Genomic DNA, 13,716 nt, shown 5'->3' on the forward strand with positions numbered 1-13,716 from the left:
TTAAGGTTTTACAACTTCTTTTTCAACAGCCTTATTAGATGTAAGTGGTGTTCCTTGAGTCCACCAAGATTGTGGAAATTCAGTTCCAATCCAAGTATCGCCATTTCCAGGAACATCCTTCATTTCCCAAATTACTGGTTTCCACGCCGGATCCGTAATGATATACCCTGCATCACCGAACAATTCTATACGATTGCCTCCTGGTTCAATCACATACATGCAAAACGCTTGGGAAACACCATGTTTATTAGGAGGAACCTCAATTTTAATATCATGATCTTTCAGCAAGTCTGCCACATCATATAGGTTTTGCGGAATACCGTACCAGTAACAAAGATGATGAAGTTTTCCTTTTATACCATTTGGTTCTTGCATATATGCAATTTCATGAACTAGATTGGAAACGCTGATCCAGCTTCCAAGAACATGACCGTTATCTTGAATTTGCTCTCTTAAACGGAAGCCTAGATTATCAATTAAAAAGTTTGTATCAACTGCAGGACTTGAAGTCATTAGATTAATATGATCTAAGCGGCGAACTGGTACACCACGATCTGGACGTTTTGAAGGGCGGTTTAATAGTTTTGAGCGTTGCTGGTCTTGAACCTTGTAATATTCAACATCCCAAAGGATTTCCATTAGATGACCGTCAGGTGTCGAAAATTGATAAGCTCTGCCATGACCAATATCTCCATCAATCCAGCCTTTGCCTAAACCTGTTTTTTCAATTTCTTCGACGCGCCTCTCAAGCGCTTGCGGCGATGTCGCACGCCATGCAACATGAGCGACTCCTGCTTCTTTTGATTCGGTGATTTTTAAAGTATTATGGTAGAAATCTTCATAAGCACGAAGATAAACGGATCCACCAGAACGAGCTGTTACTTCCATTCCTAGGAATCTTGTGAAAAATTCAACTGATTGTTCAAGTTTTGGAGAAAGTATCTCTACGTGTGCTAGCTGTGCTACATCAAAAATTGGTTCTTTAAAATTAGTCATGCTTGTTCCTCCCTAAGTTTCCTTTTTAATTTTTTTGTTTTGTAGACACGAACAAATTATATTGACTAAATATACTGAAAAGTGATACCGTTTTCATTATATTCGGTACCAATGTTTTTAAAATTGTCTAAAACCTGATGTATGCCTTTATCTTAAAGGGCCTTCACAATACTCACAATAGCTTTGTCCCTGTATACGGGACATTTTTTTGAATTTTTATATAATTTTTTTGTAATCGGAGGAAAATATGATACAAGAACAAGATAAGCTGCTATCTTCGGTAAAAAACGCGATTAAAATTCTGCGTACATTCAAAATGGATCAGCCGCAAAAAGGAGTACGTGAACTCGCGAATGAACTTAAAATCGGCAAGAGCAGTGTCCAAAGAATTCTCTCTACCCTGGCATCTGAGGGTTTAGTACAAAAAAATAAAGAAACGAATAAATATGAATTAGGCCTTTCTGTTCTTGAACTGAGCTCAATTGTCTTAGGCAACATCAACCTGCATACTGAAGCACATCCAATTCTCACTGATTTAGCCAATAAATGCGGGGAAACTGCTCATCTAGCGATTTTAGATGGGAACCATGTTGTCTATTTAGATAAAGTTGAAAGCAAAACCTCGAATAAAGTGCCATCACATTTAGGATTACAGAATTACGCTCACTGTACGAGCTCAGGAAAACTCCTTCTTGCACATAGCGGTACCCACTTAATCGACCTGGTGATTCAGAATGGACTCGATGCCATTACACCAAAAACGATTACAGACCCAGATATGTTCCGACAAGAGTTAAAAACAATCTTAAAGCAAGGTTTTTCCGTAAGTATCGATGGATATACCCTTGGGCGGACATCTGTATCGGCTCCAGTCAGAGACCATACGGGCAGTGTCATTGCTGCTATTAATCTAGTAGGTCCTAGTTCACGATTCTCAAAACAGCGGATTCAGTATTTCGCAGGTGAATTGATCCGTTCTGGAGAATTAATTTCTGAAAGACTTGGTTACTGGAAAAGGTAAGATTCCCTCATGATTTCACCAAAGCGGAACTTAAAAACACATGTCTTAACTCTTCACACCTTTGGGACAAGCGTTTCTTCCATGACAGGCGAATGGTTTGCCATTCATTTAACGGAGAACCTTGCCCCTGGGATGAGAATAAAGTAATCGTTCCGTCATATACCGACGCGATTTGCGTTAAAAGCTCTTGGTGATGGTTTAAGGTAACTTCATAAAAACCTTGTGCAGGAAGCAAATAATGCCGTAGAAGCCTAATCTCAGTATTATTATTACGGAACATAACCCTGCCCTCAGTTTGGTAATCACTTCCCAAATATGGTGGGATCTTTTCCATTTCACCAGACAAGACCATATTTCGAATGGTCGTAGAGCTGATTTTTTCCCCTTCCCATTCTATTTTATCGACATTAATTCCCTCGATTTTTCCATCTGAATCGTTTTTAATCGTATTTAAATTTCCTTTTCCTTGGTAACCATAGGAAAAGTCAAAACCTGCCACCACCTGTTTAGCTCCTAAATGAAGAAGATAAGTCTGAACAAATTCCCTTGGCGATAATCCAGCAAATTCCCTATCAAACTGAATTAGGTAAAAACAATCTGCCCCAAGGTCTTCAAAGATTCTTCGTTTATCGTTAATGGGCATCAAATAAGGAAAGATTCTTTTCCCATTTGAAAGTACTTCTTTCGGATGAGGAAAAAAACTCATAATAACGAAAGGGAGTTCTTGCTCTTCCGCAACTCTTTTTGCCTCTTTTAAGACCTGCTGATGACCTAAATGAACACCATCAAAAAATCCTAAAGCCATCACACAAGGTTTTGCTGTTAAAAGAGTTTTTTGGCGGTTGGTGCTCGTCACATGAATGAATTCCAAGATGACTCCCTCCTTAGTTCATAATTTCTTTACTTCTTTCATAATTAAATATCCCATCTTTGCAGTTGTTTTTATCCTAGTAATCTATGATTCGTGGTTTTTAAAATAGACTGCTTATTTGCTAAAACTTTCTTCAGGTGTTAACGAGCGATACTTGCCATTAAAGAACAATAGCGGCTCTTCTTCCTCAACCTGAAGATCGATGACCTTGCCGATAAATAAAGTATGGTCTCCTTCAACATGCTCATTTACTACTTCACAAGCAACTTGAGCAATCGCTCCTGTTAAGACCGGGAGATCAGCGAGCCGGTCAAAATTGACTTCTCTTTTTTCTTTTATTTGACCAGCAAAGAGCATCGAGTATTCTTGCTGCTCTCCCGATAAAATATTGACGGCAAACTTTTTACTTTGTTTGATTTTTTCTAGCATTTGCGCTCTTTCTCCGACAGAAATCACTATTAGTTTCGGAACGAGAGAGACCGACATGAAGGCATTTGCCGTCATGCCATGGGCCTCTCCATCGACCTCAGTTGTAATCACGGTAACACCAGTAGCGAATTTCCCCATCGCTTGGCGAAATTGACGATCATCCATTTTGTTCCCTCCCTCTAAAAATTTTTATGATCCGATGACAGGTTCTTTTTCTACCGCATCTGCCCACGTTTGGTTTGTCCAACCATATAGGTCATAATCGTTTAATGCAGACTCAACGAACGCTTTTTGTTGATCCGCTGCACCTGCCGCTTCAAAATGGAATAGAGCCTCCATATTGATGTTTTCATGGTTTCCAGCATAGTTGACTTCGTATAATTCATGACGGCCACCAAACTCAGTCCCAATTGTATCCCAAACCATTTTCAGCAATTTTACACGTTCTTCAGCCCCGATTCCTGTTCCTCTGTAATACGTATCTAAATAAGGTCTTAAATCCTTATTGAGGAAATCTTTTGAGCTTGAAGGTAATTGAATTAACCCACCTGCAACGACCTGTTCAAAAATATTTTTCACTTTCACCCAAGCTAATGGAGCTAAAGCTCGATAAGCTGCACTTGAATAAGAGTTTGGAATGACTAACCCATTTGGCCCTTTTTCAGGATCTGTTGCCATTGCGGTGGAAAGACCCCAGAACATATTTCGTAAAGCAACGACCTCGCCAATCTTAGCCTGAACACCTCGGAAATTTTTTGTTCCCGCTCCTTCTGTTGCTTTCAATAGCAGCCCAGTCATAAAATCTAATTTAACAGCTAAACGTGTACAGCCATGAAAGGTAAAACGTGGAATAAAGCCGCTTGCTTTTGCAAAATTATTCGAGACTTCAACATTTCTATAAGCCAGCACATTTTCCCAAGGGATAAAGACGTTATCGAGAACAATCACCGCATCATTTTCATCAAAGCGGCTTGATAAAGGATAATCAAATGGAGTGCCGTTTTGGGCAGCATTTAATTCGTAGGATTGGCGGCTAATCATACGGACCCCTTCAGCATTCATTGGAACGAAGAAGATAAGTGCATGACTATCATCGCCCCCGCCTAAATCTTTCGGTCCATAGTTAGCAACAAAATTATAATGAGTTAAAGCAGAAGCTGTCCCAACCATTTTGGCACCGCTTACAATAATACCGTCATCTTTTTCTGCAACTGCACGAACAAAGACATCTTTATTCTCGTGTAAAGGCTTTGAACGATCCACTTGTGGATTTATGATTGTATGATTAATAAATGGTACTTCCTTTGTTGCTTTTTTGTACCATGCCTTTGCATTATCTTCAAAACCTTCATAAAAATGACCAAATGCATTTAGGTGTCCAGTGAAAGATGCTTTGTAATCAGGGGTACGTCCCATAAAACCATAACTTAGCTTTGCCCATTGAGCAATGGCATCCCTTGCCTCCAGTAAATCCTGAGGGCTGGTAGGAGTTTTGAAGAATTTATGTGTTCTGTCGCCAAATTCGGTAGTAGTCGTTAAGATATCACGTGTTGCTGGATCATGAAGTGCATCATACATTCTCGCATACGAACGGGCCGCATTCCGATAAGCTGGATGTGTTGTAACATTTTTTATTTTTTCTCCGTTTAAGTAAACTACCCTGCCGTCATTAAGACTTTCCAAATACTCTTTGCCTGTGAACATATCCTCAACTCCAATCTTAGATTATTACTATTTTTACTGTGATTACCTTGTCAATCACTAGTTTTATAATAATTTATCTGAAAATTCATAACAACAACACAAGATGACAGAAAACTTAACTAGTTCTACTACTTTGTGTCAGTTTTGCAAAAAAAAGCTGGACACCCCTAAAGTTGAATCCCTTCGGGCAGTCCAGAAAAGTTAAAAATGAATTGACTTCAAGTTTTTCATACTCTTCAATTTATTAGTTCCTCGTAAAACCATTTACTCTGCTTGTATTTTTTTGATTCTTTCATGTTCAACAATTTTCAAAGCTTTTAAAGCTATCATCAACTGAAATTGTCGTTGAGGATTACGCAAGTCACTATCAAGAAGTTCTGTAATTTTATTGAGACGATAACGAAGTCCACTTTTAGATAATGCTAGTTTTTCCGCTGCATGATCCAAATTTCCCCCTTGATCAAGAAAATGGTAGAGCGTTTCAATCAACTCTAGTTTATTCTTATCGATATCCTCGTAAAGAACCCCAAGATGATCCCGGATCATTTTCTTGATGGCTTGTTCATTTTGGTCATTGATCAAGATGCCAAGCACGCCTAAATCATTAAAAAGAGTGATTGGTTCATCCCTGGAAGAAAGTCTAACAGCTGAACATGCTTCTTCCATTGCAACACCTGCTTCAATAATGTTGCTGTTTTGTGAGCTTATTCCTGCTAAGAATAGAGCATTTTTTATTTGCCTTTTTAAAAAGGAAACTAAAGCCCAAATCGTTTTCTTCATGTTTTCCTGACGGACTTGGTTTTCAGTAATCAAAAGAATTAAGCTGTCAGTTTGCTGGCCGATTAATACATTGAGATTTTTTTCTTCTCGAAAGTAAGCAGAAACCATTTCAAAAATTTTTTTATGAAGTGTGAATTCCCCTTCATCACATGTATTTAAAAACTTGTAGGTCAATGCCGCAATATGATAATGATTGGATAGATCTAACTGAATAAAGTCTGCTTTCCTCATGATTTCTTGCTGCGTATATTTCCCGCTAATGATTTCTTCGAGAAAATGACCTTTCATTTGTTCCATTGAATCCACTTCTGTTTTTTCCTTTAAAAACAGAAGTGAGCAAATCGACGCTAATCGATCTAGAATCATTGAGTCAATCTCATAATTAGGGGTTCTTCCTTGCTCATATAGAAAAGTACAATAACCTACTATCTGGCCTAAAAGATAGATTGGGGTCATGAGGCTAGTCCCGTTTTCAAACGAGAAAATATTCACTTTGGAATGGCTTTGCTTTTTAACTGGAATCTTAGAAAATGTTCCTCTCATTGATATGAAGTCTTCCAAAGAGATTCCCTTACAAGCTAAGACATGCTGCCGATTATCCTCAATAACAATTGGTAAGTGATTTTGTTGATGTAAAATGTCAAGAATCGAATCGATACTATTGCCTCTGATCAGCTCATTGGTCATCTTATTATAAGTTTTCGAAACAAGTGCCAGATTATTTCTTTCCTGTATAAGCTTTTCATTTGTTTGTTCCAGCTCCTTCAAAATCGGAAGCTCTTTACTATAAGAGAAGAATTCCTCCGCCTCTTCCTTCCATTCCGAAACAAGACGACCTTCCCAAATACAACACGGAGCTCCTTGTCCCTGACATTGCAATTCTTTGAAAAAGACATCCACTCCAACCACACCAGTAATATATCCTGTGGCATAGCCAGTTAACGTATAACAAACAGGCCCTTGGCTAACCCCAAAATTTTGAAGATGTTGTTCCGCTTCATAAGAATTTTCCCAAACTCCTTTAAAGTGAAAAGATTTAATTTCATTTCCTTCTGCTTCAAAATCTTTTTCAGTGATGCGAGACTTCGCATGTCCCTTTAACCCATGAATAATTGGACCATATTCAATCTTTTCAAGTAAACTCAAAGACTCTCTTTTTGCCACCTCTTGTGCATCTTCAACTCCCAATTGATAACCATATTTAAAGAAAAAGGTTTTCATTCGATTAATCCCAATATTTTCTATTAAATCACGCTGCATCGCCCCAAAAGCCTTTGTCGAAACAAAAACAGCTCTATCATTGTTGGCAAACCATAATTCATTCTCTTGGCGGACATGTAACAAGTCATTCAGTTTTAGAGTTTTCATTCCATTAACTCCCTTGTTTCTTATTTAGTTAAAACAATTTTAAGTACGGTTGAAAAGACAGAATGAATCTTGCTGATGTTAACTTAAACGTGTATAACATTATATTGTTTAACAACAAAACCCCTTTAACATTAGCAAAGGGGTTTTGTTGTGTAAGCGCTTGTTTAATTTTCAAAATAAACGACTGTCCTCGAAGGCTTGCAGCCGCTATTACATATTAATATACCTCTTTTAAAATAAAATTCCTGCATATTCTATCAAAAAACATCAATCCACGATTTTTATTTTAAAAGTCCTATTAACGGAATCCAAATTTTATTGCTCTTTAATACTTTTTCTAAAATAATCATATTCACTTTTTATATAATGAAATACTGCCGCATTCCCGCCATGATCCGGGTGTGTTACCAATAACAATTTCTTATAACCAGCTAAGATTTCTTTATTACTTGCTGTTTTAGAAAGTCCTAATTTTTGACGGCTATCCATTGTTCTTGAAGGAATTCCAGCTTCCTGTTTATGATTAGGCTCTTTTTTGGATCCCTTTGAAATCTCTTCTTGTAATTCCATTAATTTATTTTTTAGATTTATATTATCTTGCAATAACTTTTTTATCTCTTGTTGTAATTGAATTTTTTCATATTCGTTTTTATGAATTTCTTTATTTAACTGATCTCTTTGTTTAATTAATGAATTTATTGCGGTTTGATGAAGTTGTTCCATTCCCGTAATTTGCTCATTCAGTGCTTTTATATTTACCCGCAGCTGATGAATGGTTTTATCCTGCTCCGTTGGATTTTTTAAAGACTGTTGGAAGATCTTTTCATGTGGTATGTATTTATTTTTTTTATTTTCCATTCCCTTTTTTTGAATTTTACCTTCGTCCAGCCAGCGCTGGGCAATCCGAAGGGCATCATTTTCAGTTAAACCGGCATCCAATAACATGTTTAAAGCTTTATTTGAATCATTAAAAATAAATCCTTTTCCTCGATGTCCTACACCTTCGTATCTTATCTTTCTTTCACTTAACCAACGTCTAACAGTTCGAATGCTAATTTCTTGATCAAATCCAGCGTCAGTTAACAATTCAAAAGCTTGATCGGTATTCACCCTGTTCACCACCTGTATCATACACCTAGTCATTAATCATTTTATATGAGTAAAAAAAATAAGTGAATGGATAAATTAGACTACATTTCATTGTTTGTAAAACGGAAAAGAGGCCTATTGTATGAAAATCGGCCTCCTTATCAACATTATTATTTTTGTACTCTTAAATCATTTCTTCCGTTAAACGAATAAATTCATCCGCATCTTTTGCCATCAATTGGATGCCTTCCTCCCAAAAATCAGGCTTTGTCAAGTCAACATTTAAATGTTTCATTGCTAATTCTTCTACTTTCATCGAACCAGTGTCTCGAAGCAAGGCAATGTATTTATCTTCAAAGCCATCCGGGTTCTTTAAATATTCGGAGTAAATACCCAGGCTGAATAAAAAGCCGAAAGTGTACGGAAAATTATAAAATGGAACATCATCAATAAAAAAGTGTAATTTACTGCACCAGAAATGTGGATGATAGCTGGATAAGCTGTCACCGTATGCCTCTTTTTGAGCATTGACCATTAATTCATTCAATCTTTCCTCAGACACAATCCCTTTTGACCGTTCTTCATAAAAAGAAGTTTCAAATAGAAAACGAGCATGAATATTTAAAAACATAGCCGTCGCATTTTCCATTTTTGCATTTAACAGAGAGATTTTTTCTCCTTTCGTTTTGGCGTTTGCAACAGTGGCATTACCAATTATTGTCTCAGCAAAGGTACTGGCCGTTTCGGCAACATTCATCGCATATTTTCTGTTCAAAGCTGGTAAATCTTTCATCACATGGCTATGGAATGCATGCCCTAATTCATGTGCCAATGTACTGGCATCTGTTGGCGACCCTGTAAAGGTCATAAAAATCCGCGATTCTTTGAATTCTGGCAGGCTAGTGCAATAGCCGCCCGGCCGTTTGTTCTGACGATCTTCAGCCTCCACCCAGCGGTTCTCCAAGGCATGCTTAGCAAAAGCTGCTAATTTAGAACCAAATGAAGCGAAGTTTTCGATGACAAAATCACAGGCTTCATCATATGTAAATCGATGTGGTTCCACTGTTCCTATAGCAACAGGCGCATCAACGTCCTGCCACCCTAATTTATTCATTCCAAATATTTTTGCCTTTTGATTTAGAAAATCAATAAAAGGCTGTTTGTTATTCTTGACAGCTGTCCACATGGCATCAAGAGTTTCTTTGGACATACGGTTGTATTCCAATGGTTCCTCCAAAAAGTGTTCACGGCTGTGGGCTTTTTGCAGTGTAATTCGGTAACCGTCTAAATGATTCAATGTATCAGCAAAAATAGGTGCAAATTTTGTCCATGCAGCTTCCCAATTTTCAAAAAGCTGCTTACGCACTTCCGGGTCTGGATCGGCATACATCCGATTCATTGCCCGGCCAACAGAAAATTCCGTTGTTTTACCGTCTTTATCGGTAAAAGGAATGGTTATGATCGATACAGCTGTATCATAAAGCCGGCTCCAAGCTGTTAGACCATCTTTATTTAATTCGGTAATAATTTTTTCTTCTTCCTCAGATAACAAACGTTTTCCTTCTTCGCGAATTTCATCAAGAGCAAACGATACCACTTTCAGACCTTCATTTTGCAAAAGCTGCTGCCATTCTTCATCAGGAATAGCGACAAGTTTTTTCACGTAGGAAGTGGATATTTTTTCAACTTCACTTGATAAATCTAAGACCTGCCCCATGACCACATTCGCGTGTTGATCATTCGTAAAGGCATCATGCCACATTTGGACAAATGTCCCTGTTTGGCCCAACCCTTTTCCAATGGTCTCCTGTTTTTTTAAGATAGCTCTTAACGGCTCTGCCGATTTATTTTCGGTAAAGTTCCACCCGCTGATCAGGTTTTGAAATTCCTGTATTTCTTTCTTTATCTGTTGTAATTTTGTTTGTAATTCCGGTGATTTCGTTCCCCCGGGAAAAATGGTATCTAAATCCCATGTATCTGCGTATTTCAATTGAAATCACTCCTTTTCAATTAATGTGAATAAATTCATTGTATCATTTTCACTATCATTCCTGAAATTTCCCATGCCGACGTTGATTCATTTTTAAGAGATTGAATCTATAATCCTCCCGAGTTCCTTTTCAAAATCCGAAGGTTCATTTGCATAATTATAGATACCCAAAAACTTCTCTACTGCGGAAGGATGGGCAGCAATCATTTTATTGACAGCATCCTGTTGTACTGTAATAGGCTCATTTTTGGAAAGCTCACACCCCATATAAAATCGGACCATAAACTCTTTTTCTAAAGATTGTTGGTATTCTTCAGCTGCTTTTTCCCATTGAATAGCCGGCCAATTATTTTTGATTAAGGTATCAGCTAAAATTTGAGCTCCACGAATTGCGTCATGAATTCCCTGAGCCATTGCCGGGTCCTTAAAACAAACCGCATCTCCCGCCAGCGCCCAGCCTTTTCCCATACCTTGGTACCAATAATTTTCATAACCAATTAATCCTTTAATGGACTCCGTTAATGTTGAATCTTTCATTCGGTCTGCAATTGATGTATTCGGGAAATTCCCCATTAAAAATTGGCGCAGGCTATTTTCCGGGGCTTCTTTAAAGTTCTCTAGTAAACTCTTATTTTCTAACGGGAAATTGACGACTGCTGCATATTGATTATGATTCGTCGGAAAAAATATCGCCATTTTATCTTTTCTCTTATACACTTCAAACTTAGGTTCTGAATCGTGGGGAATTCCGGAGAAATAGCCGTAATAAACAGCGACAGTTGAAGGACTTTTGATTTTCAGCTGGCTGTTTACTAATTTTCGGACCAAGGAATTTCTTCCATCAGCACCGACAATTAAGCGGGCCCTGTATTCTAGTTTTTGTTTAGAACGATTTTCCCCTCTTATACCGCTCACTAAATCTTTATCGTACAGTACATCTGTTACACGGAATCCTTCTATTACCGTTATATTTTCCGTTGATTTAGCATGTTGAAGCAAAATATCGTCCAGGTATGTCCTCCTAATGGAATAGGCCGTATCCTCTCCAGCAACCTTAGGAATGGGGCCTTCAATGACGGTGTCCTCAAACTGAAATTTGATTATCTTTACCGGTGTAACATGGGTTTCCAGCAATTGATCCAAAACACCGATTTCCCTAAGCAGAGCAGTCGTATTATTAAAAAATGTATTAGTTGATAAAGTGTCACTTGGAAATACTGCACGATCTAGTAACAGAACTTGGAAGCCTGCTTCCGCAAGAGATATCGCTAAAGTCGCCCCGGCACATCTTGCACCTGTTATAATTACATCATAGTTTGGAATCATCGTATCACTCCATTTTTTAGGAATATGAACCTAAAAATCTAGGTAAGTAGTACCATTCAAACAAAATATGCACTTTGATATTAAATATTCCTGATGCCTTTATAAAAATCTAATCTTAATGAAAAAAAACGCACGAAGTGTTGAGAACACAGTGCGGTGGTATATGTTTATTATAAAGTTTTTGGAGGAATTGTGTTATTTTGCTAATCATAATTCCAGTACTAGCTGTTTAAATCGCAGCGCTTTGTACCATAATCCACCATGTTATAAAGAATTTTGCCTTGCTTTTTCATACCTTTACCCTATAAAAAAGGAGAAGCAATCATGATTGCTCCTCAGCTATGGATTACTTGATAATAAACTGCTTTACATTATTGAATTGTGAATCCCCCATCAATAGGTACAGCTGCACCACTCATAAATTTCGCTTCATCTGATGCCAAAAATACTGCTAAATCTGCTACTTGTTCAACTTGTCCGAATGTACGAGTTGGTACTAAATCTTTTGGAATACCAGATAAAACATCCTTAACTAAAGGTGTTTCGATTGTTCCAGGACAAATCGCGTTAATTTTTATACCATAGCGTGCATATTCAGAAGATAAGTGCTTTGTATATCCAATCACTCCATGTTTTGTAGCTGTATATGCAGCTCCACCTTTACCAGCTACAAGACCTGCAATAGATGCAATATTAACGATAGAACCAATACCACGTTCAATCATCCTTGGTAAGACAGCATTTGAAAATTCAAATACACTTGTTAAGTTAATATTTAAAAAGAAGTTCCACTGGTCCAATGTCGTTTCTAATGATGAAGCATATTTATCAAATACACCTGCATTATTTACTAATACATCAACTGGACCGAATGTTTCTTCGGCTACTTTTACGCAGTTTAAAATATCCTCTGTTTTCATAACATTTACTGCTGAAGCTATAGCTTCTCCGCCAAATTTTTTAATCTCGTCGGCAACGGCTAGGGCACCTTCCAAATTTAAGTCAGCCACGACCACTTTTGCTCCTTCCTTTGCGAACCTGACAGCTTCCCCCTTCCCCATACCTGATGCCGCTCCTGTAATGATGGCTACTTTGTCTTTTAATCTCATATTTGATAACCTCCTATATATTACACACATTTGTTCACATTTAAATTACGATTTTATTTTAAAACATTTTTGATATAATTAAAAATACCAATTATCTATTTACTTATAACTTATGATTATAAAAGGATGAGCGGATTATGGACTTAATTAAATTAAGATACTTTTATACAACAGCTAAATTGGAGAATATGTCACTTGCTGCTAAAGAGCTATCAATTTCGCAGCCAGCTTTAAGCAAGGCGATTACAAACCTAGAAGCAGAGCTAAGTATGGATCTATTTTTCCGCAATGGGAAGCGCATTTCACTGAATGAAAATGGACGTTTTTTATTCAAACGGGTAGAGCGAATTTTCTTAGAGGTACATCATTTAGAACGTGGATTAGAGGAGAGACGAGGGAAGTTAAATGGGTATTTATCGATTGTTACAACACTTCCATATACATTTACAAATATCGTAGATTTATTTTTTTATGAATATCCACATGTGAAATGTAAACAAGTTCCATTATCAAAAGAAAACTTGCAGCAGTTTGTAGAGAATGGCAAATATGATGTGTGTATTACCACAGAAAAAATTGATCATCAAAATGTCGAGTGGGTGCCATTATACGAAGAAGAAATTTTTTTGACTGTGCCAAAATCATATATAGAAGCACAAAAAGGGACAATTGATTTGCTTGAAATAGAAAACCTCCCATTTATCGGCTTGACTAATCAGTATAGCTTTCGTCAATTTACAGATCAATTTTGTAAATCAGTAGGATTTATACCTAAGTATAGAGTAGAAGTAGAAGAAGCCACAACGATTTTGCAGCTTGTAAAAAACGGTCGCGGTGCTGCTTTTACACCTGAAACATCTGTGAATCTATATGAAGATAACATAAAGCATTTAAAAATTAGAAATAAGAAGTTTAGTCGTACAATCGGATTATTAAAACATCGTTATCTATACCCTACCAAAATTTCTGAATCCTTCGTTGCGCATTGTCATCGCTTTTTTCTGGATATAAGAAAGGATAAAAAATGAGATAG

11 protein-coding genes are annotated in these 13,716 nt (G+C 37.2%); 2 read left to right on the plus strand and 9 right to left on the minus strand.

From position 1 onward, the window contains the following. Positions 1-996, minus strand: a complete 996-nt coding sequence (locus tag M3183_RS08180) for a catechol 2,3-dioxygenase (protein WP_251468359.1) — start codon at positions 994-996, stop codon at positions 1-3. 247 nt (positions 997-1,243) lie between these two features. On the opposite strand from M3183_RS08180, the gene M3183_RS08185 reads away from it, so the two are divergent. Beyond that, positions 1,244-2,017 (plus strand): IclR family transcriptional regulator, encoded by a 774-nt coding sequence (locus tag M3183_RS08185; protein WP_251468361.1) that lies wholly within the window; start codon positions 1,244-1,246, stop codon positions 2,015-2,017. A gap of 7 nt (positions 2,018-2,024) precedes the next feature. Here M3183_RS08185 and M3183_RS08190 read toward each other — a convergent pair whose 3' ends face one another. The 8 genes from M3183_RS08190 to M3183_RS08225 all read right to left on the minus strand — a co-directional run bounded on the left by M3183_RS08190 (position 2,025) and on the right by M3183_RS08225 (position 12,683). Then, a complete protein-coding gene (locus M3183_RS08190) occupies positions 2,025-2,888 on the minus strand; it encodes an FAD synthetase family protein (RefSeq protein WP_251468363.1) in 864 nt (287 codons plus the stop codon). Between the two features lie 114 nt (positions 2,889-3,002). After that, positions 3,003-3,482 carry a flavin reductase family protein gene (locus tag M3183_RS08195; protein WP_251468365.1) on the minus strand — a complete coding sequence of 160 codons (480 nt, stop codon included), beginning with the start codon at positions 3,480-3,482 and terminating at the stop codon, positions 3,003-3,005. Positions 3,483-3,506: 24 nt separating this feature from the next. Further along, entirely contained in the window at positions 3,507-5,021 is a 1,515-nt protein-coding gene (locus M3183_RS08200) for a 4-hydroxyphenylacetate 3-hydroxylase family protein (RefSeq protein WP_251468367.1), read from the minus strand. A gap of 264 nt (positions 5,022-5,285) precedes the next feature. Further along, positions 5,286-7,169, minus strand: coding sequence for a XylR N-terminal domain-containing protein (locus tag M3183_RS08205; RefSeq protein WP_251468369.1), 1,884 nt, complete (start codon positions 7,167-7,169; stop codon positions 5,286-5,288). Positions 7,170-7,484: 315 nt separating this feature from the next. Beyond that, positions 7,485-8,279, minus strand: a complete 795-nt coding sequence (locus M3183_RS08210; RefSeq protein ID WP_251468371.1) for a hypothetical protein — start codon at positions 8,277-8,279, stop codon at positions 7,485-7,487. A gap of 163 nt (positions 8,280-8,442) precedes the next feature. Then, on the minus strand, positions 8,443-10,248 hold the full coding sequence (locus M3183_RS08215; protein WP_251468373.1) for a M3 family oligoendopeptidase: 1,806 nt from the start codon (positions 10,246-10,248) through the stop codon (positions 8,443-8,445). Positions 10,249-10,341: 93 nt separating this feature from the next. Then, positions 10,342-11,574 (minus strand): NAD(P)/FAD-dependent oxidoreductase, encoded by a 1,233-nt coding sequence (locus M3183_RS08220; RefSeq protein WP_251468375.1) that lies wholly within the window; start codon positions 11,572-11,574, stop codon positions 10,342-10,344. Between the two features lie 371 nt (positions 11,575-11,945). Next, entirely contained in the window at positions 11,946-12,683 is a 738-nt protein-coding gene (locus M3183_RS08225) for an SDR family NAD(P)-dependent oxidoreductase (RefSeq protein WP_251468377.1), read from the minus strand. Positions 12,684-12,820: 137 nt separating this feature from the next. On the opposite strand from M3183_RS08225, the gene M3183_RS08230 reads away from it, so the two are divergent. Next, on the plus strand, positions 12,821-13,711 hold the full coding sequence (locus M3183_RS08230) for a LysR family transcriptional regulator (RefSeq protein ID WP_251468379.1): 891 nt from the start codon (positions 12,821-12,823) through the stop codon (positions 13,709-13,711). Positions 13,712-13,716: the final 5 nt, after the last annotated feature.

Source organism: Neobacillus mesonae, from assembly GCF_023715155.1.
Classification (GTDB): domain Bacteria; phylum Bacillota; class Bacilli; order Bacillales; family Cytobacillaceae; genus Neobacillus; species Neobacillus mesonae_A.